Origin of the sequence: Nocardia nova, from assembly GCF_002933465.1 — a bacterium.
Taxonomy (GTDB): domain Bacteria; phylum Actinomycetota; class Actinomycetes; order Mycobacteriales; family Mycobacteriaceae; genus Nocardia; species Nocardia nova_B.
In genome coordinates this window covers 62,579-86,447 of sequence record NZ_PSZE01000029.1, presented here as the reverse complement: position 1 = coordinate 86,447, position 23,869 = coordinate 62,579, and the positions used below count along the sequence as shown (strand labels likewise).

At 68.6% G+C, this 23,869-nt stretch carries 25 protein-coding genes; 11 read left to right on the top strand and 14 right to left on the bottom strand.

What is annotated here, in order from left to right; all coding sequences use genetic code 11:
- The first annotated feature begins 3 nt into the window (after positions 1-3).
- From scpB to C5E41_RS26945, 9 genes are all read left to right on the top strand, one after another.
- Complete coding sequence (gene scpB, locus C5E41_RS26975) at positions 4-660, top strand: SMC-Scp complex subunit ScpB (RefSeq protein ID WP_104378539.1); 657 nt, start codon at positions 4-6, stop codon at positions 658-660.
- Positions 661-701: 41 nt separating this feature from the next.
- Positions 702-2,141, top strand: a complete 1,440-nt coding sequence (locus C5E41_RS26970; RefSeq protein ID WP_104378538.1) for a pseudouridine synthase — start codon at positions 702-704, stop codon at positions 2,139-2,141.
- Between the two features lie 98 nt (positions 2,142-2,239).
- On the top strand, positions 2,240-2,908 hold the full coding sequence (gene cmk, locus C5E41_RS26965; protein WP_063018201.1) for a (d)CMP kinase: 669 nt from the start codon (positions 2,240-2,242) through the stop codon (positions 2,906-2,908).
- Positions 2,905-4,347: a ribosome biogenesis GTPase Der gene (gene der / locus C5E41_RS26960; RefSeq protein WP_104378537.1), complete on the top strand. Its 1,443-nt coding sequence runs from the start codon at positions 2,905-2,907 to the stop codon at positions 4,345-4,347. Before cmk ends, der begins: the two co-directional genes overlap by 4 nt.
- An 827-nt stretch (positions 4,348-5,174) precedes the next feature.
- Positions 5,175-5,660: a hypothetical protein gene (locus C5E41_RS35390; RefSeq protein ID WP_258081280.1), complete on the top strand. Its 486-nt coding sequence runs from the start codon at positions 5,175-5,177 to the stop codon at positions 5,658-5,660.
- The gene (locus C5E41_RS35385) at positions 5,554-5,775 is read left to right on the top strand and encodes a hypothetical protein (RefSeq protein WP_258081279.1); all 222 of its coding nucleotides are present in this window, start codon (positions 5,554-5,556) and stop codon (positions 5,773-5,775) included. The genes C5E41_RS35390 and C5E41_RS35385 overlap by 107 nt, the downstream gene beginning before the upstream one ends.
- Complete coding sequence (locus tag C5E41_RS34570) at positions 5,697-5,915, top strand: hypothetical protein (protein ID WP_219823259.1); 219 nt, start codon at positions 5,697-5,699, stop codon at positions 5,913-5,915. Before C5E41_RS35385 ends, C5E41_RS34570 begins: the two co-directional genes overlap by 79 nt.
- Before the next feature lie 209 nt (positions 5,916-6,124).
- The gene (locus tag C5E41_RS26950) at positions 6,125-7,174 is read left to right on the top strand and encodes an alpha/beta hydrolase (protein WP_104378536.1); all 1,050 of its coding nucleotides are present in this window, start codon (positions 6,125-6,127) and stop codon (positions 7,172-7,174) included.
- Between the two features lie 258 nt (positions 7,175-7,432).
- Positions 7,433-7,870 carry a DoxX family protein gene (locus C5E41_RS26945; RefSeq protein WP_104378550.1) on the top strand — a complete coding sequence of 146 codons (438 nt, stop codon included), beginning with the start codon at positions 7,433-7,435 and terminating at the stop codon, positions 7,868-7,870.
- A gap of 87 nt (positions 7,871-7,957) precedes the next feature.
- On the opposite strand, the gene C5E41_RS26940 is transcribed toward C5E41_RS26945, so the two are convergent.
- Complete coding sequence (locus tag C5E41_RS26940) at positions 7,958-9,151, bottom strand: MFS transporter (RefSeq protein WP_219823256.1); 1,194 nt, start codon at positions 9,149-9,151, stop codon at positions 7,958-7,960.
- Here C5E41_RS26940 and C5E41_RS34565 point away from each other — a divergent pair, their 5' ends adjacent.
- Positions 9,152-9,313 carry a hypothetical protein gene (locus C5E41_RS34565; protein ID WP_219823255.1) on the top strand — a complete coding sequence of 54 codons (162 nt, stop codon included), beginning with the start codon at positions 9,152-9,154 and terminating at the stop codon, positions 9,311-9,313.
- Positions 9,314-9,345: 32 nt separating this feature from the next.
- Here the strand turns inward: C5E41_RS34565 and C5E41_RS26930 are convergent, their stop codons facing one another.
- From C5E41_RS26930 to C5E41_RS26915, 4 genes are read right to left on the bottom strand one after another with little or no spacing between them, the layout of a single operon-like run.
- A complete protein-coding gene (locus C5E41_RS26930; protein WP_104378535.1) occupies positions 9,346-10,305 on the bottom strand; it encodes an ABC transporter substrate-binding protein in 960 nt (319 codons plus the stop codon).
- A complete protein-coding gene (locus tag C5E41_RS26925; RefSeq protein WP_104378534.1) occupies positions 10,302-11,075 on the bottom strand; it encodes an ABC transporter ATP-binding protein in 774 nt (257 codons plus the stop codon). The genes C5E41_RS26930 and C5E41_RS26925 overlap by 4 nt, the downstream gene beginning before the upstream one ends.
- A gap of 1 nt (position 11,076) precedes the next feature.
- The gene (locus C5E41_RS26920; RefSeq protein WP_104378533.1) at positions 11,077-11,925 is read right to left on the bottom strand and encodes an ABC transporter permease; all 849 of its coding nucleotides are present in this window, start codon (positions 11,923-11,925) and stop codon (positions 11,077-11,079) included.
- A gap of 29 nt (positions 11,926-11,954) precedes the next feature.
- Positions 11,955-13,277, bottom strand: coding sequence for an aryl-sulfate sulfotransferase (locus tag C5E41_RS26915; RefSeq protein ID WP_104378532.1), 1,323 nt, complete (start codon positions 13,275-13,277; stop codon positions 11,955-11,957).
- Between the two features lie 156 nt (positions 13,278-13,433).
- Here C5E41_RS26915 and C5E41_RS26910 point away from each other — a divergent pair, with 156 nt between their 5' ends.
- Positions 13,434-14,519 carry a LacI family DNA-binding transcriptional regulator gene (locus C5E41_RS26910; RefSeq protein WP_258081278.1) on the top strand — a complete coding sequence of 362 codons (1,086 nt, stop codon included), beginning with the start codon at positions 13,434-13,436 and terminating at the stop codon, positions 14,517-14,519.
- 211 nt (positions 14,520-14,730) lie between these two features.
- Here C5E41_RS26910 and C5E41_RS26905 read toward each other — a convergent pair whose 3' ends face one another.
- Genes C5E41_RS26905 through C5E41_RS26865 form a run of 9 tightly spaced genes read right to left on the bottom strand, consistent with a single transcriptional unit; the run spans position 14,731 to position 23,860 of the window.
- A complete protein-coding gene (locus C5E41_RS26905) occupies positions 14,731-15,360 on the bottom strand; it encodes a hypothetical protein (RefSeq protein ID WP_219823254.1) in 630 nt (209 codons plus the stop codon).
- Entirely contained in the window at positions 15,357-16,070 is a 714-nt protein-coding gene (locus C5E41_RS26900; protein ID WP_104378530.1) for an enoyl-CoA hydratase/isomerase family protein, read from the bottom strand. The genes C5E41_RS26905 and C5E41_RS26900 overlap by 4 nt, the downstream gene beginning before the upstream one ends.
- The gene (locus C5E41_RS26895; RefSeq protein WP_104378529.1) at positions 16,067-17,209 is read right to left on the bottom strand and encodes a CaiB/BaiF CoA transferase family protein; all 1,143 of its coding nucleotides are present in this window, start codon (positions 17,207-17,209) and stop codon (positions 16,067-16,069) included. Before C5E41_RS26895 ends, C5E41_RS26900 begins: the two co-directional genes overlap by 4 nt.
- A 3-nt stretch (positions 17,210-17,212) precedes the next feature.
- Positions 17,213-18,343, bottom strand: coding sequence for an LLM class flavin-dependent oxidoreductase (locus tag C5E41_RS26890; RefSeq protein ID WP_104378528.1), 1,131 nt, complete (start codon positions 18,341-18,343; stop codon positions 17,213-17,215).
- Positions 18,340-19,362, bottom strand: coding sequence for an ABC transporter ATP-binding protein (locus tag C5E41_RS26885; protein ID WP_104378527.1), 1,023 nt, complete (start codon positions 19,360-19,362; stop codon positions 18,340-18,342). Before C5E41_RS26885 ends, C5E41_RS26890 begins: the two co-directional genes overlap by 4 nt.
- Entirely contained in the window at positions 19,359-20,360 is a 1,002-nt protein-coding gene (locus C5E41_RS26880; protein WP_104378526.1) for an ABC transporter ATP-binding protein, read from the bottom strand. Before C5E41_RS26880 ends, C5E41_RS26885 begins: the two co-directional genes overlap by 4 nt.
- Positions 20,344-21,273, bottom strand: coding sequence for an ABC transporter permease (locus tag C5E41_RS26875; RefSeq protein WP_104378525.1), 930 nt, complete (start codon positions 21,271-21,273; stop codon positions 20,344-20,346). The genes C5E41_RS26880 and C5E41_RS26875 overlap by 17 nt, the downstream gene beginning before the upstream one ends.
- Entirely contained in the window at positions 21,270-22,301 is a 1,032-nt protein-coding gene (locus C5E41_RS26870; RefSeq protein ID WP_219823253.1) for an ABC transporter permease, read from the bottom strand. The genes C5E41_RS26875 and C5E41_RS26870 overlap by 4 nt, the downstream gene beginning before the upstream one ends.
- Positions 22,298-23,860 carry an ABC transporter substrate-binding protein gene (locus C5E41_RS26865; protein ID WP_104378524.1) on the bottom strand — a complete coding sequence of 521 codons (1,563 nt, stop codon included), beginning with the start codon at positions 23,858-23,860 and terminating at the stop codon, positions 22,298-22,300. The genes C5E41_RS26870 and C5E41_RS26865 overlap by 4 nt, the downstream gene beginning before the upstream one ends.
- Between the last annotated feature and the right edge of the window lie 9 nt (positions 23,861-23,869).

Genomic DNA, 23,869 nt, shown 5'->3' with positions numbered 1-23,869 from the left:
TGTATAAGAGACAGGGGGGAGGCGGACGTGTCCCGCCCGCTCGACGACCAGGAGTTGCGGTCGGCGCTCGAGGCGATGCTGCTGGTGGTGGATGCGCCGGCGTCGGTGGAACTGCTCGCGGCGGCGGTCGACGACGCGCCCGCCCGGGTCGAGCGGGTGCTGCGGGAGATGTCGGCGGAGTGGACCGCGCGGGGCAGTGGAATCGATCTGCGCTATGTGGGCGATGGGTGGCGTCTGTACACCCGGACCGAGTACGCGCCCTACGTCGAACGTATGCTGTTGGACGGGGCGCGGTCCAAGCTCACCAGGGCCGCTTTGGAAACTTTAGCGGTTATCGCCTATCGTCAACCGGTTACGCGAGCACGAGTGAGTGCCGTGCGCGGGGTGAACGTCGACGGCGTGATCCGCACCCTGGTGGCGCGGGGACTGATCGCCGAGGCGGGCGCCGATGTCGATACCAACGGCACCCTCTACGTCACCACCGAACTGTTCCTGGAACGGATCGGGCTCGCGTCGCTGGCGGAACTTCCGTCGCTGGCGCCCCTGCTACCGGGCGTCGACCTGATCGATGAGATCAACGAGAGCCTGGATACCGACCCCCGGTACACCAAGCTGAAGAAACCCGCCGAATCGGATATCGATCTCGGCACCGAGGATTGACCGGATCCGCAGCGGATCCTGTCGACTGATCAGAGGACCACGTGAATACACCCGCTCGCCGAGATGGCACACCGGACCGTAGGAAAAGACACAGCGACCCGCCTCGCGGCGGCGGACGCACGGCACGAGGGGCGGCCGGACGCGCCGACCGCGCCGACGACGGACGCGGCGGATCGCGCGGCGACCGCTACGGGCGCCAGGAGGACAGTTACGGCCGCGGCGGCGACACACGTGGGTCGCGACCGGGCCGGGGGGACGACCGCTCCGGCCGCGGGGGCGACAGCTACGGCCGCGGTGGTGACCGGTCCAGCCGAGGAGAAGATCGTTACGGCCGCGGCGGTGACCGGTCCAGCCGAGGAGAAGATCGTTACGGCCGCGGCGGTGACCGCTCCGGCCGGGGAGACGACCGCTACCACCGTGGCGGCGAGAGCTACGGCCGCGGCGGCGACAGCGCCGGACGGGGTTCGCGGTCCGAAGGTGGCTACGGCCGTGGCGATCGGTTCGCTCGCGGCCAGGCGGCCGGGGACGCGCGTGGTGACTCGCGATACGGCCGTGGCGATGCCCGCCCCTCACGTGGCGATTCACCCGCCGGTTCGCGGGATCGCGGCGCCGCCGTCGGCCGCCCCCGCACCGCCGCTCCGAAGCCGAAGAAGCGCAAGACTCCGCCGACCGTGTTGAGTTTCGCCAAACCCGCCCGCCACCAGCACGTCGAGGCCGAGCAGTCCGGTCCCAGGAAGTTGCCGTGGGGTGAGGGCGAGCGCCTGCAGAAGGTGCTCGCCAAGGCCGGCGTGGCGTCGCGCCGCGCGGCCGAAGAGCTCATCGAACAGGGCCGCGTCGAGGTCGACGGTGCGGTGGTGCGCGAACAGGGCCTGCGCATCGATCCCGATACGGCGGTGGTGCGGGTCGACGGCGTTCGCGTCGTGGTTCGCGACGAACAGGTCTACCTGGCGCTGAACAAGCCCAAGGGTTTCCAGTCGACGATGTCGGACGAACTGGGCCGCCCCTGCGTCGGCGATATCGTCGCCGAGCGGGTGATGGCCGGCCAGCGGCTGTTCCACGTCGGCCGCCTCGACGCCGATACCGAGGGGCTACTGCTGCTCACCAACGACGGCGATCTCGCGCATCGGCTGATGCATCCGTCGTTCCAGGTGTCGAAGACCTATCTCGCGACGGTGCAGGGTGAAATGCAGCGTGCGGTCGGCAAGCAGCTGCGCGACGGCGTCGAACTCGAGGACGGCCCGGCGAAGGTCGACAAATTCCAGGTACTCGAGGTCGCCGAGGGCAAGACGCTGGTCCGCGTGATCCTGCACGAGGGCCGCAAGCACATCGTGCGGCGGTTGCTGGCCGAGGTCGGGTACCCGGTGATCGCGCTGGTTCGCACGCATATCGGGCCGGTCGCGCTGGGCGATCAACGGTCGGGCACTCTGCGAGTGCTGGGCCGCGACGAAATCGGGAAGTTGTACGAGGCGGTGGAGTTGTGAGTGGTGTGGACATGCTGGACGATCGGATCCGAGGAGGCCGTGTGGTGGAATCCGGCATCGGCGACGACGGCATCGCGGGCGCGGAACTCGTCGTCGCCATGGACGGCCCGTCGGGCACCGGCAAGTCGAGTGTGTCGCGTCGTCTCGCGGCGCGGCTCGGCGCACGCTATCTCGACACCGGCGCGATGTATCGCGTCGCGACACTGCGGGTGCTGCGCAGCGGTGTCGAGCTGACCGATCCCGCCGAGATCGCGGCCGCGGTCAAGGACCTGCCGCTCACCATCGGCACCGATCCCGGCCACGAGCTGATCGAACTCGACGGCGAGGACGTCTCGGCCGAGATTCGCGGCGACGCGGTGACCAAGGCGGTCTCCGCCGTCTCCGCGGTGGCCGAGGTACGGACGCAACTGGTCGCCCTGCAGCGTGAGATCGCGGCCGCGGCCGGGCGCATCGTGGTCGAAGGCCGCGATATCGGCACGGTCGTGCTGCCCGATGCCGACGCCAAGATCTATCTGACCGCGTCGGCGCAGGCCCGCGCGGCGCGGCGCAATCAGCAGAACATCGCCGAAGGTCGCGGCGACGATTACGACGCGGTGCTGGCCGACGTACAGCGCCGCGACAATCTGGATTCCACCCGCGCGGTATCGCCGCTGCGCCCGGCCGCGGACGCGGTGCAGGTCGACACCAGCGAGCTGAGCATGGACCAGGTCATCGACGAGCTGTACCGGGTTGTGGCGCAGCAGATTACGGTGGGAGAGCGCAGATGAGCCCGAGTGTGACACCGAGTTCGAATTCCGACACGCTCGCCGGCGACGGCATCTGGACCGACGAAACCGATTGGGAGATCGCCGATTTCGAGGGCGATGCCGACGCGCACGAGCATGTGCCGATGCCCACGGTGGCCGTCGTCGGCCGCCCGAACGTCGGCAAATCGACGCTGGTGAACCGGATCCTGGGCCGCCGCGAGGCGGTCGTGGAGGACATCCCGGGCGTCACCCGCGACCGGGTGTCGTACGAGGCGAGCTGGGCGGGTCGTCGCTTCCTGGTGCAGGACACCGGCGGCTGGGAACCCGACGCGAAGGGGCTGCAGCAGGCGGTGGCCCGGCAGGCCGAACTGGCGATGCGGACCGCCGATGCGATCTTGCTGGTCGTGGACGCCACCGTCGGTGCGACCGCGACCGACGAGGCGGCGGTGAAGGCGTTGCGGCGCTCCAAGACTCCGGTGATCCTGGTCGCGAACAAGGTCGACGGCGAGAAGGCCGAGGCCGATGCGGCCGTGCTGTGGTCACTCGGGCTGGGGGAGCCGCGGATGGTGTCGGCGGCGCACGGTCGCGGTACCGGCGACCTGCTCGACGATGTGCTGGCGGTGCTGCCGGAAACTCCCCGCGAGGGATCCGGGGGAGGAGGTCCCCGGCGAGTGGCCCTGGTCGGCAAGCCGAACGTCGGCAAGTCCAGCCTGCTGAACAAGCTGTCCGGCGACGAGCGCTCCGTGGTGCACGATGTGGCCGGAACGACGGTCGATCCGGTCGACTCGCTGGTCGAATTGGGCGGTAAGACATGGCGTTTCGTCGATACCGCCGGCCTGCGTCGCAAGGTCGGCACCGCCGACGGAACGGAGTTCTACGCCTCGTTGCGCACCAAGGCCGCCATCGAGGCCGCCGAGGTCGCGATCATGCTCATCGACGCCTCCGAACCGATCACCGAACAGGATCTGCGGGTGATCGGCATGGTCGCCGATGCCGGCCGCGCGCTCGTGCTCGCGTTCAACAAATGGGATCTGGTCGACGAGGATCGTCGCTACCAGCTCGAGCGTGAGGTGGAGCGCGAACTGGTGCGGGTGCCGTGGGCACAGCGGGTGAACATCTCCGCCCACACCGGCCGCGCGGTTCAAAAGCTTGTTCCGGCAATGGAAACCGCGCTCGAATCCTGGGACCAGCGGATCCCCACGGGCCGGCTCAACACCTGGCTCAAGGAGGTCATCGCGGCGACGCCGCCGCCGATGCGGGGCGGGCGACTGCCGCGCGTGCTGTTCGCGACCCAGGCGACCACCCGGCCGCCGACGTTCGTCCTGTTCACCACCGGATTCCTGGAGGCGGGCTACCGCCGATTCCTGGAGCGCCGCCTGCGTGAGGAGTTCGGTTTCGACGGTTCCCCGGTGCGCATCTCGGTGCGGGTGCGCGAGAAGCGAGATCGCTCGAAGAAGTAGTGGAAGTGCCGGTGCGGGCGGATGTTTCGTCCGCACCGGACGTCCCCGCCGATTCCCGGCGTCGAGGAGAGTTCCGCCCGGGGATCTACCGCACCAATTCATTGCCTCACGGACATATGCGCATTGAAACATGTGTGTGCGGCAGGTTCGGGCGAGCCCGAGTTCGTCGCAGCAAAACCGCCCTGTCATACGCGGGCATCGACCGAGCCGGCCCATCGCATCGCGCCCGCCCGCACGGCGCCGGGGAATTGCGTTGTGGGCGGGTCGGACTCGGCGCGGGCGAGTCGGCGCTGCCGAATACGCCGTTTCGGCCGCGGTGTGAAGCACATCAAGCTACGGTGAGTTCGCTTGGCCCATAATCGAAGAGGTTTGCCATGTGGAGCATCGCCGTCCTGTCGGTCATCGCCGCCGTACTCATAGCCGCCGGATTCTCCGCCGGGTTCCCTGACAAGTAGGCTGCGGGCGAATGCGTTTCCGCGTCGCGGGCTGAGGATGGCGTAGTGGGGCCGCGGCCGGCCCACCGCGAGGGATGCGGCCGAGCGAGGGTGAAGTCGCGCATGCGGTGGGACGGAGCTGTCGGCATCCCCAGCGTGTCAAGGCCGAATATCGTTCGGTCGACTCGAATGATTGTGCGGTCCACAGGAATACGCCGACTCCGCTTCCGGTGAATCAGGCGCCCGCTGCGTCTTCCGCATCGAGACGGTCCGCGATGAACCGAATCGCGCGAGCGAGATCGCGTCCGCGCGGCGTGTTTTCCGCGTCGATGAGCTGGTGCGCCGCCAGTCCGAGGCCCTGGCCGGTGCGGGGCCGGCGGCCAGGCCGTCGACGTGCTGGGTACGGCCACCGAGGTGGTTCGCCGGGTGGGTCTGCTGGAACAGGTCCACGAGCGCGGCACCGGCAAACGCGGCACGTGCTATGTCGACTCTGCCGGGCGAGTGCGTGTCAGCATCGACAGCGAGACCTTCAACGGCGTCGGCGCCGACGGCGCGCATTCGAACACTCGCGGGCTGGTGTTCGGGCCGGAGTCGCCGTTCCTGCGCCACATGGGCTACTACATCTCGATCTACACGATGGCGAAGGCGATCTTCGCGTGGGCCTCGGATCGGCTCGACTACGACTACCGTGACACCGCCCGCCGCGCCGGACTTCTACTTCGATGCCATGGCGCAGATTCGGATGCAGGCGTGGTCGTCGGGCCGGGTCGCGCTGGTCGGCGACGCCGGTTACTGCGCGTCACCACTATCGGGGCAGGGTGCGGATCTGTCGCTCGTCGGCGCCTACGTGCTGGCCGCCGAACTGGCGGCGGCTCGTGACGATCACCGCGCGGCTTCGCGCGCTACGAGGACCGGATGCGCCCGATGGTCGACGCCTGTCAAAAGTTCGCCGAGGGCGTCGGTGCCTGGTACGCGCCGAGTACCAGGGCGATGATCGGATTTCGGAACCTCAACGTGCGGATGCTGCGTTACCTGCCGTGGCGGGGGCTGATCGGCGGAGCGCCGCAGAAGGTCGCGCGCACCATCTCGCTGGATGGTCCGGACACACGGACGCCGGTCGCCTTCGCCGGCTGACCGCTCGGTATGTCTGTTATGCGAGACCGGTCGATCGGAAATAAACATCACATTTCAGTAACGGTGCTGAACGGGTGGTCGATACGGGCGTGACACGCGCAGCGCGGGCGCACCCCGGCGAGACCGGGGGTCGGGGTGGCGGCACTGGGCACCGTCGCGGCCCGGCGGGGGCGGGGCCTCGGCGTTCGATCACGAAAGGTGCTGTTTACATGCGAAGATTGCGTCGGCAGAGATCCGGGACGCTCGGGCGGACCCTGCTCGCCTTGGCTCTGGCGCTGTTCGTACCGCTGACCGCCGCGGTATCGGGCCAGCTCCCGCGGGCCTCGGCCGCCTTCGACCCCGCCGGCTTCGACTTCTGGGTCGACTCGAGTATGGGGCCGATCAAATCGCGTGTCTTCCGCGCCGCCGACGGCAATACCGACCGCGTCGTCTACGCCCTCGACGGCATGCGCGCCCGCGAGGATCTCAACGGCTGGGAGATCGAAACCGATATCGCGCACCTGCTGACCTCCTGGAATATCAACGTGGTGATGCCCGTCGGCGGACAGTCCAGCTTCTACGCGGACTGGAACGCGCCGTCGAGCTTCCTCGGTGTCGCGCCCGGCTCGGGATCCTCGTCCGGGTCGTCGTCGGGATCCGGTGCGCTGCAAGCCTTTTCGGCCGGACCGGGTAAGTCCTACACCTACAAGTGGGAGACTTTCCTGACACAGAATCTGCGCGACGCGCTGCGTGACCGGCTGGGCTTCCGTGCCGACCGCAACGGCGTCTTCGGACTGTCGATGGGCGGCAGTGCCGCGCTGACGCTGGCCGCCTACCATCCCGACCAGTTCAGCTTCGCCGGGTCCTTCTCCGGCTACCTCAACATCTCGGGGCCGGGCATGCGCGAGGCGATCCGCGTGGCGATGCTCGACGCGGGTGGTTACAACGTCGATTCGATGGCTCCGCCGTGGGGTCCGCAGTGGCTGCGGATGGATCCGTTCGTGTTCGCGCCCAGGCTGATTCAGAATCACACGCGGCTGTGGATCTCGGCAGGCAGTGGACTGCCGACCGCGACCGACGGACCGAATATGGGCACCGTCAACGGCATGGGACTCGAGGCCCTGGCGCTGGTGAACACCCGCGCATTCCAGGTGCGGATGGCATCACTGGGCGCGCAGAACATCTCCTACGACTTCCCGGCCTTCGGCATCCACGCCTGGAACAACTGGCGTGACGAGGTGTATCGGATGGCTCCGGACTTGTCGGCCAACATCGGCTGATACGGATTCGCCGGCGTTTCCCACCGTGCGGATCGTCGGCGGTCCGGGATCGGGACCGCCACCTGGCGGCGTGTCGCTCGCACGGCACGCCGCCGGGTCGTCTTCGTCAGCGAGGCTTCCGGGATCGAACGGAGTGGCTGAGCCGTATCCACAGTCAGCGGCAGTGCGCTCGCCGTAGGGTCGGATGCGGTACCAGGTGGCGATGTCGGGAGGCGAAGTCTCATGGCGGAAGCGCAGCGGTGGTCGTGGTCGAAGATGCTGGGCCCCGAGGGCCCGCCCGCGGTGATCTGTATCCGGGTGGCGGTGGGACTGGTGTTCCTCAGTGAGGGGATTCAGAAGTTCGTCTACCCGCACACGCTGGGGCCGGGTCGCTTCGACAAGATCGGGATACCGGCACCGACGTTCTTCGCCGACCTCGACGGTGTCGTCGAAATCGTGTGCGGCGCCTTGATCCTGTTCGGTCTGCTGACCCGGCTGGCCACGGTGCCGCTGCTGATCGACATCGGCCTGGCGATCGCGCTGACCAAAGTGCGTGAGCTGCGCCCGGGCGGATTCGGCGGAGTGCAGGGTTTCTGGGGAATGGCCCACGACGCACGCACCGATTTCGCGATGCTGCTCGGTTTGATCTTCCTGCTGTGGGTGGGGCCCGGCCGGTGGTCGCTGGATGCGGTGATCGCACGGCCCGCCGGTCCGTAACCGGCGGGGCGCGTGTCGGCTGTTGAGCGGATCAATCCAGCATGACCGCGACGTCCTGGGGGTGGGACGCACGGTTGGCGGTGATGGTCATGAGCAAGCCGCAGACGGTGAGGCCGGCGGCGACGAGATAGAGGGGGCGGGGGCCTGCGGGCGAGTCGGCGAGATCAGTCCACCGACGAGTCCTGCGGCGGCCGCGGCGAGCTGGTAGCCGGAGGCGTTGACGGCCATGGCCAGGGTGGGTGCCGCGGCGGCGGTTGTCATCACGCGCGCCTGCATTCCGGGGATGACGGCGAAGCCGAGGAGACCGATCGCGACGACGGCGAGCACGGTGAGCGCGGTGACGGTTGCGATGAACCACGCACCCACGAAGGTCGCGGCCAGCAGCCCGAGCAGGGCGGGCTGAGCGAACCGTGGGTTGTGGTCGTAGAGTCTGCCGCCGACGAGATTGCCGATCGTCGCGCCGACGCCATAGGCGAGCAGCAGCAGTGGCAGGCGGCCGGCGGGATGCCGACCCAGGTTCGTCAGCAGCGGGGCGAGGTAGCTGAACACCATCAGTGCTCCGACGTTGCCGACCGCGGTGATCGCCAGCGCCACCAGCACCGGCCCCCGCCGCAGGACCCGCAACTCCGCGACGGCCGAGGTCCGGTCCGCGTCGGTCGCGGAGGCGAATGTCCGGGCGACCGAGACGAGGCCGATGAGGCAGGCGACCGCGATCGTGGCGAACGTCGCCCGCCAACCCCACTGACTACCGATCCGGGTGCCGATCGGGGCTCCGAGGATCATCGCCAGGTTCATGCCGAATGCCAAGCGGGCCACCATGGTTCCGGCTCGTTCCGGGGCCGCGGACTGTACCGCGATCACGACGGCCTGGGCGAAGAACGTCGAGGTCACCAGTGCGGTGAGCAACCGTGCCGCCAACAGCAGCCGGAAGTCGGGCGCGAGGGCGGAGACGGCATTGCCGACGACCGCGACAGCCAGCAGGGCCACCATCAGCCGCTTCCGATCGATTCCGGCTGTCACGGCGGTGAGCAGCGGCCCGCCGATGATCATGCCGGCGGCGTACGCGGTGACCAGCAGACCGGCGGCGCCGACGGTGACCCCGAGGTCGGCGGCGACCTCGGGCAGGATTCCGGCGACGACGAATTCGCCGGTGGTGACGCTGAATACACAGAAGATGAGGATGGGGAGTCGGAGCGAACCGCCGCCGGGTACCGCGTCTTCGGCGACGCCGACGTCCGCACGGTCGCGCACATCCGCACGCTGCTCGCTGCGGGCCTGCATATGGACCTCATCGGCGAGATCCTCTCGTGCCTGTCGGGCGACTCCCTGCTGTTGGACGGCTGCCGCGAACGACTGGAAGTGGAGCGTCGCCGTATTACCGGTGATATCGACCGACTCGTCCACACCCGGTCACTGCTGGACGACCTGCTCGCGACCACCTAGCGCACCTCGATCGCCCACTTGGGTGTGGGGCACTAGCCATGCTTCACGAACTCGCCGTCGAGCAGGGAGCCGTAGTCGGGGAGCTGGGCGGACTCTTCGAGTGAGCCCTGATTACGGGCCCAGGTGGCGAGGGTGGCGAGTTTCGGGGCGAGGTCGGGGTGCAACTGCAGGGTGAAGTCGAATTCCGGGAGGACCTTCGCGAGGAGGTCCGGGGTGAGTTGGGTCGCGTCGGCGACGGCGGTGATCGCGGTGGCCGAGCGCGCCGTCAGCTGCGCGCCCGCCTCGTTCAGGGCGGCGAAGAAGGAGGACAGCGCCGCCGATTTCCGCGTTGTCGCGGTGTCGGTGGCCAGGTAGAGGCTGTGCTGGTTGTAGGCGCCGCCGGACAGCTCGACCGCGTCGTCGCCGAGGGCGGCGATGACCTGGGCCTGGTATGGCTGGAAGATCGCGACAGCGTCGACGTTGCGCCGGGTCACGGCGGTGACCGTCGCCTGCGGTGCCACCTGCACGAGCTTCGCGTCGATTCGGCTGGCCGCCAACGTATCTTCGGCGAAGTAAGCCGCGCTGGTGCCCAGCGGGGTGCCGATGGATCGTCCCGCGAGGTTCTCGATCGAGGTGATCCCGGCGCTGCGCCGGGCGATGACGCGCGATCCCTGCCACCGTGATCCGTCACCGACGACCCGCAAGGAAGGAGATCGCGTCAGGGTGGCGGCGGCGGGCACATCGGCGGCCGTGGCGACGTCGACCTGGTGCGCGGCGAGCGCTTGCAGCGCCTCGATGCCGGAGGGGAAATTCACGACCTTGACCTGCACGCCGTGTTTGTCGAAGATCCCCGCACGCTGGGCGACGGGTACCTGCGCCCAGGAGGGGTCGACGACGAATCCGACGGTGAGGGTCGAAGGGTCGCTGTCGTCCGAATTGCCGCATGCGACAAGGGAAAACGACAACGCGGTCACGGCGAGAACGGCGGCGAGCAGCCGGGTCGGTATCTTCATCGGGTCTCTCTGTCTGCGGGTTCGTGGTCGATGCCGAGTTCGTGGTGCAAGCGGCGGCGGAGTTCGCTGTATCCGGTCCGGTCGGCGAGTGCGGCGGCGGGCCGGGGGCGGGGCAACGGGTTGGTGATGTGGCTGGTGATCCGGCCGTCCTTCAGCACGCCGATGGTGTCCGACAACCGAATTGCCTCGTCGACATCGTGGGTGACGAAGACGACGGTGCGATGCAGCCGCGTCCACAGGTCGATGAGGAGGTCCTGCATCTTCAGCCGGGTGAGCGCGTCCAGCGCCGCGAACGGTTCGTCCATCAGCATGGTGGTTGGTTCTCCGGCCAACATCCGCGCGATGCCGACGCGCTGGCGCATGCCGCCGGAGAGCCTGCTCGGCCGCTGTTTGCCGACGTCGGCGGGCAGTTCGACGAGGTCGAGCAGTTCGGCGGTGCGAGCGGGCCAGTGACCACGCGGAACCCGGTGTGCTCGTAGGGCGAACGCGATATTGTCGGCGACGCTCATCCACGGGAACAAGACGTCGCGCTGGAAGGCGACGCCACGGCGAGGGTCCGGGGCGGTCACCGGTTCGCCGCTGTCGACCACGGTGCCGGAGGTCGGCGTGAGCAGGCCCGCAAGGCAGTGCAGGAGTGTCGATTTGCCGCTGCCCGAGGCGCCGACGAGCACGAGAAACGAGCCGTCGGGAACGCTGATGCTGATGTCGCGCAGCGTGGGAGCGGGCTGATCCGGGAAGTGCACGACGAGATCGTGTGCCGCGATGGTCATCTCAGCGTTCCTCACGTGCCCAGCGGGTGATCGGCTCGGTGACTGCGGCGATGGCGAAATCACATACGGCTCCGATGATTCCGAGAACGATCAGACAGAAGATGAGGCGGTCGGCCTGGGAGTACAGCTGCGCCTGATAGATGCGGTAGCCGATACCCGCTGTGGTGCCGGTCATTTCGGCGACCACGATCAGGACGAATGCCATCGCGGCGCCGACCCGCAGCCCGGCCGTGACATCCGGGAGTGCCTCGGGAATCACCACGCGAGCCAGGATCTGGCCGCGACCGGCGCCGAGACAGCGGGAGGCCCGCAGGAAATCGGCTGGCGTACTGGAGAATCCGGTGTGGCTGTTGATCCACACCGGGACCAGGACGCCCAGTGCGATGACGAGGGTCTTGCTGCTCTCTCCCAGCCCGAACCACAGGATCGCCAGCGGCACCAGGCCGATAGTCGGGACGGGGGACAGTAAACGCAGCACCGGCTGCAACAGCCTGCGCCCGGCGGTCGTGCTCGCGGTGAGGATCGCGGCGGCCACACCGGCGGCCGAGCCGACGGCGAAGCCGATCAGAGCCCGCCGCAGGCTGGCCGCGATATCCGGGAGCAGCAGTCCCTCCGACCAGAGCGTATGCCCGGCCGCGGCGATCTTCGGCAGACTCGGAAACAGTTGGGCGGGAAAATGTCCGGTGGCGGCGACCAGTGTCCAGACGATTCCGGCCAGCGCCAGGCTGACGACCGTGCCGCCTGCCGCACGCCAGCGCGGGCTGCTCGGCCGGGATATGCGCGCACTCGCGCGGCGTGGACTGCGGTCGGTCGCGGTGTCCGACGCGGTGTGCAGACTCGATGTGGTCATGGGCCGAACTTCCTGGGAGAGAAACGAATTCAAGACGAGGTGAGCCGATGATCGACGCGGACTGGGACGGCGCGCAGGGTGCCGCGCGGCACCCAGTCGAACGGCACGGCCTGCGCCCGATACACCAATCGGGTCAGTGTGGCGCGGTCCACCCCGGGCACGCGGGGTTCGCGCACTTCCGGCTCACCGGCGACGCCGTAGCCCTCGTAGGGCGCGTGATATTCCCAGACCACCCTGCCGTCCGGGGTCACCTGGAACAGCCGGCCGTTCATCCCTTCGGTGACGAGCGTGTTGCCGTTCGGCAGTCGCTGCGCATTGCTGACGAAGGAGCTGAAGAACGTCCACGATGGCAGGCCGGAATCCTCGGCGGTGTACTGCCAGACGATGTCTTTCGTGGTGGGATCGACCTCGAGGACCCGCGAACCGGCGTAGATTCCGAGGGCCGCGGGCGGATAGCCGGCGCCACCCTGGTTGTCGAACACCAGGATGTTGCCTGCGCCCGGCAGACCGTCCGCGATGACGTGCGGGTTGTGCTGCCCGGAAATCTGATCCAGCGGGCGGGGCACCTTGTGAACGTTGATCCGCTGGTGCTGCGCTCCCGGCTCGGCCGCGAAGTATGGGCCCAGCTTCCACACGATGGCGCCACTGGCCCGATCGATCAGCGCGACGATATTGGCCTTGCGGTAGCTGATCAGGATGTTGTCGGGGTGGAAGACGGTGCCCGGGTCCGCGCGGTGCCAGCGGTTCGGCCCCACGGTCTTGGCGCTGTTGATCTCCAGATAGCCCCAGGGATCATCCGGGTCGCGAGTCACGGTGGCGCGCAGGGCTTCCCATCCGGCCGTTGAGAAGCCCAGTTCGTCGAGGTGGTCACCGGCACGCCACTCCCACACGATCTCCCCGTCGGGCGCGACCTCGTACAACCCCTGATCGCCCACCACCTCGGTCCCGAGGACAGGCACGACACGCGGAATCGTTACCAGTAGCAGGCGATTCCCGTTGGGCAGCAGCTCCCAATCGTGATTCTGCCGAGCCGCGCCGCCGGGCGCCTGTCGCCCCCACTCCCACACCCGCTCGCCGGACCAGGACAGTTGGCCCACCGTACGATTGGCGTAGATCCCGCCCCGCGGGTCGTCGCCGGCCGAGAGCTGGACGCCGACATCACCGACCCGGCCTCCGTTGAGCGCGGGATCGATGATGCGCGGCGGCACACCGGCATACGGCCACTGCTGGAGCACGGCGCCGTTGAGATCGATCAGGCGTGTCACCGAATCCGCTCCCGAATAGAGGACGTAGCTGTGATGTGCCGGGTCGGGGTCGAAGTAGGTGACACCGGTCGGTCGTACGAAGGCCATAGGGATTACTCCACCAGTCGGTTGTTGCGCCCGTGGGTCGCGGAGGTAACCAATCTAATCGATTTGCGTAAGTGTTGACCTGCGCATACGGTGAGAGAATCAGCATGGTTCGAACTCTTGCCGCATGGCGGGTGACGGATGAGGATGGACCTCCCAATGACCATCAAACGAGTGACTCTGGCCGATGTCGCGCGCCGGGCGCGGACCTCCACGGCCGTGGTCAGCTATGTCCTCAACGACGGTCCGCGACCGGTGTCCGACGCGCTGCGCGCGCAGGTGCTCGAGGCACTGGACGAACTCGACTATCGCCCGGACCGCATCGCGCGCGCGTTGCGGCGCCCGCGCCGATGGCACCAGATCGGACTGCTCGTCCCCGATCTGCGGCTGCCACTGTTCGGGGCGCTCGTCGGCCACATCGAGGTCGAGGCCAGAAACCGTAATCACCTGACACTGATCGGCAATACCGGATACGACCCGGAGCGGGAGACCGAATTCGTCAGCGCCTTCGCCGATTCGGGCATCGACGGGCTGATCGTCGTGGGCAGCGCCAACGGTCCCGCCACGGCCAAACTCTGTGCGCAGGCGCGTATTCCGGTGGTCTGGGTACACAACAATCGCGGCCGGGTCGACTCACCCGTGATCGGTGCCGACCACACCCACGCCGGCGCGCTCGCCAGCGATCACCTGCGCACCACGCACCGCCGCGCCGATATCGTCTTCGTCGGCGGATTCACTCCCGAGGACACCGAGCACGGCGACCGGGAAACCGTGGCTCAGCGCTACGCGGGGTACGCGTCGGTGGTCGGACCGGCCGCGCGCGCGATCCGCACCGACCTCACGCCCTCCGGCGCGTATCACGCGGTGCGCCACCACCTGGCCGCCGGTGCGGCACCCGACGGCCTGGTAGTCGGCACCTATGGGCAAGCGGCTGCGGCAATTCGAGCCGTGACCGACAGCGGAGTACGAGTGCCGGCCGATATCGCCATCGTTGGTTTCGACGGTGACGTCACGAATACCTATGGTCAGCTGACACTCACCACCGTGCAGCAGCCCATCGACACGATCGCGCGTCGCGCGCTCGACGCGGCACTCCAGCCGGGCGACCGGCTACTCGACGCGGCGCCGCTCGAGGTCTTCCTGAGTCCCGGCGAAACGTGCGGCTGCGCAACGCGTTTCCGCCCGCCCATGGCTGCGGCGCGCGGCCGGTCCTCGAGCTCGGCGGCGGACCGGCCGCCCGGCTGACCACACGCTGCGAGCGAGATGGCCACGAAGACCCGCGTCACCGGCTGCGACGCTCACATGAGCCTCCAGTGCGGTGAGGCGCCACTGATTGGGCAAGTCGCTCGGGCGTGGCTAGGTGTGATGTTCGGGGAGGTTGTCCCGTTGTGTGTGGGTGAGTCGGTGTGACGGGTGAAGGCCCCCGGTAGTGAAGTGGAGCTGTCCAGGAACCGCTTCACCGCAACCCGGAGGCCTTCGTGTCCCGCGCCGACGCAGCGCTCGCTCCTTCGGCCCAGGCGGATGTGAACCAGTGCACCGCACCGGTTTCCGGGTTGTAGGACCGGCGCGGCAGAGTGCCGATATCCGCGCCGTACACATGGATTCCGATCACCGGCTCGTCGCCGCCGCAGCGCACCCGGTGGACGTCGTCGTCGGTGGTGCAGCACACCGTCACCTGACCGGCGGACCACTCCGCAGTGCCCTCCTCGACGAGGGGCACGTCCTCGGTCGACGGCTTGCGGTAGCGGGTCTCGACCTCGATGCCGCTGTGGATTCCCACCACACCCCAGGTTTCGTGGCCGTGTACCGGTGTTCCCTGGCCGACGTTCCACACCGCGGCGGCGATGGAGAAGGTGCCGTCGGGGTCGACGTGCAGCGGATACATGACGTAGTGGTCCGGATCGGGTCGCGTCTTTCCCGGCGGCAGTTCGAGTCCGGCGGTCAGGACGGCGGTGAGTTCGTTGCGAATGGCGGCGGTCAGCCTGCGCTCGTCGGGGATGTCGTCGATCAGGCTCGCGACGGTGTCGGCGAATGTCGCCAACTCCGGTATGTCGGTCTGGACCGGGACGATCGGGGGTCGGGTCATTCCAGCTCCTCACTGGGGGTTCGGGCGGACAGGACGCGTCGGCGATAGGTGGTCAGGCGGTCGTGCAGGCCGGGTGTGATCACGGATCGGGTGAGTGCGGCGAGTGCGGCGTCGGGGTCGTGCAGGGGCCGGGTCTCGGCTAGCAGTGAGGGCCGGGTCGCCGGGTCGATGCGGGCCCACGCGTCGAGGATCCCGGAGAGGTCACCGGGCGTGCCGGTCACCAGTCGCCCGGCAGCCGCGGCGGTGACCGTGTCACCGCCCAGGAATGTCACGGGCTCGGCGACGGCACGCAGGCGAGCGGTCCCGAGGACGACGCCGAAACGTGCTCCCGGAAAACCGAATCGGGCGTCCGGACCGACGAGCCGGTGATCGCACGCGGCGACCATATCCGCTCCGGCGCCGATCGCGGCGCCCTCGACGACGGCCACCGTGAGGTAGGGCGCGGTGGCCAGTCGTTCGAGCAACAACCCGATCCGCAGGAATCGATGGGCGAGGGAGGCGTCCGATTCGCTGGACAGTCCGGTCAGATCGAACCCGGCTGCAAAGTGTTGTGGATTCCCTTCCAGCACAAGTGCTTCCGGTCGAACGGCGGCCGCTTCGTCGAGTACCTGGTGCAGGGTCTCGACGAGTTCGGACGACAGTGCGTTGGCGGCCTGCGGACGGTCGAGGCGAACCCGCCAGACATTGCCGCGACGGACAGCGAGGGTCATGTGTCACACCACTCGCCGAAGATCTCGTCGTCACCGCCCAGGCGCGGTGCGGCTCGGTCCAGGCGGGGGTCCTGGCCCTCGATGCGTACCGGGAAGACGACCGTCGGGGTGGGCCCGGCGACGGGGACGTCGAGGGAACCGACCAATCCGGTCGCGCGCACGTGCTCATCGGACAGGATGTCACCGAACGAGTTGACCGGGCCGCACGGCACGCCCCGCGCACGCAGTTCGGCGATCCAATGGTCACGTTTCGCGGTCGCGAACCGCTCCTGCAGGATCGCCGCCAGTTCGGTGTGGTGCGCGACCCGGTCCAGCTGGGTCAGGAATCGCGGATCGTCGGCCAGTTCGGGTGCCCCAACCACCTCGGCGACCGCCGCCCAGAGCCGATCGTTACCCGCGGCGACGGTGAAATCGCCGTCGGCGGCCGCGAATCCCTGATACGGCGCGTTGCGCGGATGGGCGGTGCCGAGCCGGGCCGGTTCCACTCTCGAGCCCCAGTACTCACTGGTCTGCAGTGCCGATACGCCGATGAGGCAGTCGAGCATCGGGCAATCCAGCCGCACCGACCGGCCCTCGGCGCGGACCTGGGGCAGCACGGCGGCGATGCTGTAGGCGGCATACAACCCGGCGGTGAAATCGCCGACCGGAACGCCCGCTTTCACCGGCCCGCCGTCGGGCTCGCCGGTGACACTCATCAGTCCCGACATCCCTTGGATGACAACGTCGTACGCGCCGTGGTCGACGTACGGGCTCGTCAGGCCGTAACCGGAGATCGAGCAGTACACGAATCCAGGATGGCGCACCTGCTCGTAGCCGACGCCGAGCCGGGCCAGGACGCCCGGCCGGTAGTTCTCCACCAGCACATCGGCGGCCGCCACCAGATCGCGGACCCGGGCCAGATCTCCGGGATCTCGCAGATCGGCGACCACCGACCGCTTGTTGCGGTTGACCGAGGCGAAGTTGTGGCTGAACCGCTCGGCACCGTCGTCGGCAAAGGGCGGCCACGCGCGCATCTGATCGCCCGTCGGCGGCTCGACCTTGACCACATCGGCGCCGAGATCCGCCAGCAGCATCCCAGTGAATGGACCGGCCGCGACGTGGGCGAACTCCACGACACGCACACCGTGCAACGGCCGCATCCGCTAGACCACCGCCCGGTCGTGACGGGTTGCCCGGCGGTGGGCCAATTCCTCGCGCACCAGCGGCAGCAGATCGCGGCCGTAGTCGATCGCGTCCTGCAGCGGGTCGTACCCGCGGATCAGTACCGTATTCACACCGATCTCGATGTAGTCGAGCAGCGCGGCCGCAACGGTCTCCGGCGAACCCACCAGCGCGGTGGAATTGCCGCCGCCGCCCACCGCCTTCGCGGTCGGGGTCCACAGGCACCGATCGTGCAGCTCGCCCTGCTCGGCGACGGCCAGCAGTCGCCGCGAACCCGCGTTCTGGGGTTCGGCGCCGCGCGGGTGAAGTTGGTTGGCGCGCACGTTGTGTGCGCTGCCGACGCCCTCGTTGATGGTGTCCAGGACACGGTGGGCCCGTTCCCAGGCGGCCTCGTCGGTGGCGCCGAGGATAGGCCGGAACGACACCGAGATCCGGGGCCTGCGATCCCGGCCCGCGGCCGCCGCGCGTTCGGTGACGGTGGCGATCTGCTCGGCGGTCTCGCGCAGCGGCTCGCCCCACAGCATGTAGGTGTCGGCGTGCCGGGCACCGACCGTGTAGGCCGCGGGGGAACTGCCGCCGAAGAAGAGTTCGAGGTGCCGGTTGCCGTGTGGCGGGACCTGCGGGTGGAAACCGTCGAACCGGTAGTAGTCGCCGTCGAAGTCGCGAGGTCCGGTGGTATCCCATGCCGCGCGCAGGATTCGGAGATATTCGTCGGTGCGAGCGTACCGCTCGTCGTGGGGAAGGTAGTCGCCCTCGCGGCGCTGCTCGACATCGGTACTGCCGGTGACGATGTTGAGCGCCACCCGCCCGCCGGAGAACTGATCCAGCGTCGTGAACAGGCGCGAGGCCAGCGTGGGATGGACGACACCGGGCCGGTGCGCCACGAGCAGGCCGAGTCGTTCGGTGTGCGCGGCGACGGCCGCCGCCACCTGGGAGCCCTCGGGCCAGCCGGAGCCATAGCCGATCAGCACCCGGTCGAATCCGCCGTCCTCGTGCGCGCGGGCGAAGCGGATCGTGTAGTCCGGGTCGATCACCGCTCCGTTCCCGGGCCGTGTCTCGGAGGCGTCGGCAGTGCCGATCATGCCCAGGATCTCGACGTCGTCGTAGCTCATCGCTCGCCCTTCGTAAGTGGGGTGTGAATGCTTTCCGATGCAGTGCCGGACCACCGGCCGGCCAGGTGGCAGGCGGCGGACCAGCGCTGCTCCACCTCGAAAAGTTCTGGCTGCGTGGCACATTCGGTGTATGCGAACCGGCAGCGGTCGGCGAATACGCAGCCGCCGGTGGGGGCGGCCTCGCGTTCGACCCTGATGTCGTCGGGCCGGATGGCCGACTGTTCGCCGAGGGTCGGCGCGGACGCCACCAGCAGGGCCGTGTACGGATGGGCCGGGCGGGTCAGCACGTCGCGCAGCGGACCCTGTTCGACCAGGCGGCTGCGGTAGAACACCGCCACCCGATCGCCGATGCCCGCCAGTGAGGACAGATCGTGCGCGATGATCACGACCGCGACGCCGAGGTCGCGCCGCAGCCGGTCGAGAAGATTCAGCACCAGATTGCGGTTGGAGACGTCGAGTGCGCTGACCGGTTCGTCGCAGATGAGCAGCTGTGGTTCGGTCACGATGGCACGCGCGAGCGACACCCGCTGCCGCTGCCCTCCCGACAGCTCGCGCGGGCGGCGCTCGCGTACCGTGTCGGGATCCAGGCCGACCTCGCGCAGCGCGCGGTCGGCCCGTTCCCGGCGGGTGGCACTGTCGATGCCGCCCGCCACCTCCAGCGGTTCGCCGACGAGACGGGCGACGGTGAGATCGGGGTCGAGTGATCGCAGCGGATCCTGGAACACCAGCTGAATCCGGCCCTGCCGCCGGAAGTTTCGCAGTTCACGACCACGCAGCCCGGTGAGCTCCCGCCCGTCGAACTCGATGGTGCCACCCGCGGGAGCCGTAAGCCCGACGGTGGCGCGGGCCAATGTCGTTTTGCCGGAACCGGTTTCGCCGATGATCCCGACGATCTCGCCCGGATACACCTCGAGGCTCGCGCCCTGCAGGGCCGCGCCCGTGCCCAGCCCGACGCCGCGGCGCGGCACCGCGTAGGTGACCGACAGATCGGTGATCCGCAGCAGCGGTGCGGTACTCATGCGGCCACCCGGTCCCGGACGCAGCGGGCGAGATGGTCGGTGCCGACCTCGCGAAGTGGGATCACACCGTCCGCGCAGCCGGGCCCGGAGTGTGGGCAGCGCGCCGCGAAGCGGCAGCCGCCGATCTCCTCTCCGGCGGCCGGTGGTTGCCCGTCGATCGTCTCCAGCGTGCGCCGCGACCAGTCGCCGAGCGACGCGACACGGAGCAGGGCCTGCGTGTAGGGATGGCGTGCGTTGCGCAATACCTCCTCGGTCGGCCCGGACTCGACGAGTTCACCCGCGTACATCACCATCACGCGATGACTGGTCCGGGCGACCACCGCCAGATCGTGCGTCACCAGCAGCAGACTGAGCCGATGGTGGCGTTGTAACCGTTCGAGCAGCTCCAAGATCTCGGCCTGGACCACGGTGTCGAGTGCGGTCGTGGCCTCGTCGGCGATCAGCAGTTCCGGATCGAGGGAGATCGCGACGGCAATGAGCACCCGCTGCAGCATCCCACCCGACAGCTGGAACGGATACAGCCGTTCGACCCGCTCCGCATCGTGAATGCCCACCTCACGGAGGAGTTCTCGGCCGCGCTCGCGTGCGGCCGGGCGGCCGAGACCCCCGCGGACCCGTAATTGCTCGGCGACCTGGTAGCCGATGGTGAGCGAGGGATTGAGGTAGGAGCCGGGATCCTGGAAGACCGCGGCCAGCCGGATACCACGCAACCGCCGCCAGGTGGCGGGCCGGGCGGTGGTGAGCTCGACCGCGGCCTCGCCCGATCCCAAAGTCACTGTTCCGCTGGTGATTCCGGCCGCAGGTGGCAGCAGTCCGAGGATGGCGCGGCAGGTCAGTGTCTTACCGGACCCCGATTCACCGACCAGGGCGACGGTCTCGCCCCGTCGGATCTGGAAGGAGACATCGCGCAGGGCCCGACGGCCACCGGCGACGTCGACGTTCAGGCCGTCGACACGAAGCACCGGATCGGTGCCGGTCGGATCATCGGATAGTGACACGGTCGAACTCCTCGGTGGGAAACACGGGTTTCGTCACGGTGGCCGGGAGCGACAGACCGCGGCCGAGCAGCCGCGCGAACAGTCCGCGCCGGGCCCGGGGGGCATCCGAACTCGCCTCGCGCAGACAGTCGGCCAAGATGTTGAGGGCGCCGACGGTGAGCAACATCGGTATGCCCGGCAGCAGCGGCGCCCACGGCTGCAGTTCCAGATAGCCGAGATCGGAGGCCAGCATGCCGCCCCAGGTCGGAGCCGGCGGAGTGATACCGACGCCGAGGAAGGCGAGGGAGGCGATCACCAGCAAGGCGGCACCGGTGGCCTGTGCCGCCGCCACCGTGACATTCGGCGCCACCTTGCTCCACATGTGGGTGCGCAGGATCCACCAGGTGGACGCGCCCATCAGCTCGGCGGACTCGACGTACTGGGTGCTGCGCAGTCCGAGCGCGACCGCCCGGCTGATGCGGAAAAAGATTGGTGCGGACAGGATCCCGACCGCGACCATGGCCTGGTTCATACCGTTTCCGAGGGTCGCGGCCACCGCGATGGTGAAGACGGTGAAGGGAAGTACGGTCAGCGTCTCGGATATCCGCAACCCGATCCACTCACCGGCCCGCCCCGCCCACACCGACGCGAGACCGGAAGGCACGCCCAGGCACAGCCCGACCAGGACCGCCTCGATCGCACCTACCACCGACAGCCGCGTCCCGGCCATCATCCGGCTCAGTACGTCGCGACCGACATAGTCGGTGCCGAGCAGATGATCGGCGCTGGGGCCCTGCAGGATCTGCGGGGATTGCCGCAGCGCGTCATACGGTGCCAGCGCGCCGCCGAAGACGGCAAGGAACGCCACTGCCGCGAGGATCAGCAGGCAGATGCGGGCGCTGGGATTGGCGAGAAGTGTGCGCAGCGTCGTCATCGCCGCCCTCCTGGAATGGTGCCGCGGCGTGCGGCGGGATCGAGCAGGATCTGCAGCGCACCGAGCGCGAGAGTGCCGAGCAGGACGACACCGGAGGTCACCAGCAGCGTGCCGAGTACGACCGGCACATCACCGCGCTGGGCCGATTGCAGTGCCAGCTGGGCGACGCCGGGCAGGTTGAACAACTTCTCGGTCATCACGGCGCCACCGATGATCAGCGGGAGCGCGTTGGTCACGACGGCGAGCGTCGGCGCGACCGCATTGCGCAGGACATGACCGAAAAGCACTCGGCCCCGGCCGTATCCGCGCATGCGGGCGCCGATCGCGTAGTTCTCCGCCTGCGCGCTCACCAGGGTGGTGCGCAGTTGCCGCGCGATATTCGCCGCCACCTCGAGTGCCAGGGCCAGCGCGGGCAGCGTGGCACAGCGCAGCCAGTGCACCGGATCGATCGCATATGGCGAGTAGCCCCCGGCCGGGAAGAGGCGCGCCTTCACCGCCAGCAGCACGATCAACGCGATGCCGATGACGAACGGCGGCAGCGTCGCCAGCACCGAGCAGAACACGGTGATGATCCGATCGATCACCCCACCCGGTCGCGAGGCGGCGACGATCCCGGCGCCGAAGCCGATGACCAGCGCCAGCGCCAGCGCGTACAGCGCGATCGACAGGTCCACCGGAAATGCGAGCTGGATCGATCGGGATACGGGGACCGTGGTGAACCACGACCGCCCGAGATCACCGTGCAGCGCGTCCCACACCCAGGCGAGATAGCGCACCACGAGTGGCCGGTCGAGCCCGAACTCGTGGTTGAGCCGCGCGATATCCTCCGGTGTCGCGGTTTCCCCGAGCACCACGGCGGCCGGATTATTCTTGCTCAGGGCGCCCAGCATGAAGGTGATCAGCGAGGCGAGAAAGAGCACCGTGACCGAGGTGAGCAGCAGCCGCGCGCCGGCGCGAAACACCGGCAGACCGGGCGAGGTTTGCTTCGGCGCGCCCGAAACCATCGGCGCCGCAATCGCTTCCGTCATCCCGTCACGCCTTCCCAGCGAAGCAGACTCGGGTGTTGTTTCAGCGGTGCGAGCGACGGACGCCGGACCAGGATGCTCGGCACCTCGTACAGAAATGTGTTGGGGTACCGGCTGACCGCGATGCGGGTCGCCTCCTGCAATGCGGCCGGATACTCCAGTGCGTCGGTCGGAATCGCGGCGACCTTCGCCAGCTGCGCGACCAGTTCCGGATCGCTGGAGCGCGACGGGTTCATCAGCCCGGTGGAGCTGAACAGAACCTGGAACGCCTGCAGCGGCGACTCGCGGCCGGCGAATCCGTCGTAGCCGAGCGGTTTGGCGCGGTTGAGGTACATGATCTGGGTCCATTGCGACGGCGGTACGAGGTCGATCTCGAGTTCGATACCGATGTCGGCGAGCTGGGCCTGAATCTGCTCCACCGCGGCCGGAACCGGCGCCGCTGCGGACAATGTGGAGCGCACCTTCCCGGACAGCCCGGCATCGGCGAGGATCTTGCGCGCCTTGGCGGGGTCGTAGCGAAACGCCTGCGCCAGCTGCGCGTTGTAGCCGACGTATCCCTTGGGAAAGGGCTGGTAGCCGACATCGCCGATGCCGAAGTTGGCGATCTTCTTGATCGCCTCACGGTCGATGCCGTACTTCATCGCCTCCACCACCGCGGGGTTGTCGAACGGCGGCTTCGACGTATTGACGTCCAGCACGGCGACATACATCGAATCGAGCACCTGCACCTCGAGCCCGCTCGCCTGGGCCGCCTTGATACCCGAGGCCGGAACCCTGGCCACGTCGTACTGCCCGGATGCCACCGACGCGACGACGGTCGCCGGATCGGCGGCTGGGTAGAGCAGGAACCGGGTGATCCCGATCTGGTCCGCGAGGTGGAAGAACTCGTTCTTGCGCAGTTCCGCGTGGTCGTTGGCGACGTAGGAGGTCAGCGTGAACGGCCCCGATCCGGCGGGCCGGGTCGCCAGCGCGTGCGCGTCCTTCTCGAACACCGAGGGGTTGACCACCATGCCCGTCTTGCCGGCCAACAGCAGCGGATACTGGTAGTTGGTCCCGGCCAGGTCGATGACCACGTTCAGAGCACCTTGTGCCGCAACCTTTTTCAGATCGGCGAGCTGCGGAGCGATCAGGGAGCCGGGCGCCGACCGCCCGCGTTCGATGGATCTGGCCACCGCCGCGGCGTCCAGCGGCGACCCATCGGAGAATTTCAGCCCGGGGCGCAGCGTGAAGGTGACCTGAGTGCCGTCGTGGTTGTAGGCCCAGCTTTCGGCGAGCCAGCCGACGGCGTTACCGTCGCCGTCCAACGCGGTCAGTGCGTCGTAGGCGAGGGCGAGCATCGTGACATCGGAGCCGGCCGAGGACGTCACCGGATCCCAGGTGGTCGGCAGCTGCCAGGCCCACGATACGGTGCCCGGCCCACCGCCGCCGACGGACCCGGCACCGGCATCGCTGCAGGCTCCGAGCGCGAAGAGGGCGCCGGCGCCGAGGCCCAGGCGCAACAGGGCGCGGCGGCTGACGATCGTGGGGGCGGAGCGGTCGCTCCGCTGAACGCTGAGAGACATGGGCGGGCT

Coding starts and splice junctions, on each gene's coding strand:
- C5E41_RS26920 (WP_104378533.1), bottom strand. CDS start 11,925: ATGACCACATCGAGTCTGCACACCGCGTCGGACACCGCGACCGACCGC.
- C5E41_RS26915 (WP_104378532.1), bottom strand. CDS start 13,277: ATGGCCTTCGTACGACCGACCGGTGTCACCTACTTCGACCCCGACCCG.
- C5E41_RS26930 (WP_104378535.1), bottom strand. CDS start 10,305: ATGAAGATACCGACCCGGCTGCTCGCCGCCGTTCTCGCCGTGACCGCG.
- C5E41_RS26865 (WP_104378524.1), bottom strand. CDS start 23,860: ATGTCTCTCAGCGTTCAGCGGAGCGACCGCTCCGCCCCCACGATCGTC.
- C5E41_RS26900 (WP_104378530.1), bottom strand. CDS start 16,070: ATGACCCTCGCTGTCCGTCGCGGCAATGTCTGGCGGGTTCGCCTCGAC.
- C5E41_RS26950 (WP_104378536.1), top strand. CDS start 6,125: ATGCGAAGATTGCGTCGGCAGAGATCCGGGACGCTCGGGCGGACCCTG.
- C5E41_RS26940 (WP_219823256.1), bottom strand. CDS start 9,151: ATGCAGGCCCGCAGCGAGCAGCGTGCGGATGTGCGCGACCGTGCGGAC.
- C5E41_RS26910 (WP_258081278.1), top strand. CDS start 13,434: ATGACCATCAAACGAGTGACTCTGGCCGATGTCGCGCGCCGGGCGCGG.
- C5E41_RS26925 (WP_104378534.1), bottom strand. CDS start 11,075: ATGACCATCGCGGCACACGATCTCGTCGTGCACTTCCCGGATCAGCCC.
- C5E41_RS26890 (WP_104378528.1), bottom strand. CDS start 18,343: ATGAGCTACGACGACGTCGAGATCCTGGGCATGATCGGCACTGCCGAC.
- C5E41_RS34565 (WP_219823255.1), top strand. CDS start 9,152: ATGGACCTCATCGGCGAGATCCTCTCGTGCCTGTCGGGCGACTCCCTG.
- C5E41_RS26905 (WP_219823254.1), bottom strand. CDS start 15,360: ATGACCCGACCCCCGATCGTCCCGGTCCAGACCGACATACCGGAGTTG.
- C5E41_RS34570 (WP_219823259.1), top strand. CDS start 5,697: ATGCGCCCGATGGTCGACGCCTGTCAAAAGTTCGCCGAGGGCGTCGGT.
- C5E41_RS26875 (WP_104378525.1), bottom strand. CDS start 21,273: ATGACGACGCTGCGCACACTTCTCGCCAATCCCAGCGCCCGCATCTGC.
- C5E41_RS26895 (WP_104378529.1), bottom strand. CDS start 17,209: ATGCGGCCGTTGCACGGTGTGCGTGTCGTGGAGTTCGCCCACGTCGCG.
- C5E41_RS26885 (WP_104378527.1), bottom strand. CDS start 19,362: ATGAGTACCGCACCGCTGCTGCGGATCACCGATCTGTCGGTCACCTAC.
- cmk (WP_063018201.1), top strand. CDS start 2,240: ATGGACGGCCCGTCGGGCACCGGCAAGTCGAGTGTGTCGCGTCGTCTC.
- C5E41_RS26870 (WP_219823253.1), bottom strand. CDS start 22,301: ATGACGGAAGCGATTGCGGCGCCGATGGTTTCGGGCGCGCCGAAGCAA.
- der (WP_104378537.1), top strand. CDS start 2,905: ATGAGCCCGAGTGTGACACCGAGTTCGAATTCCGACACGCTCGCCGGC.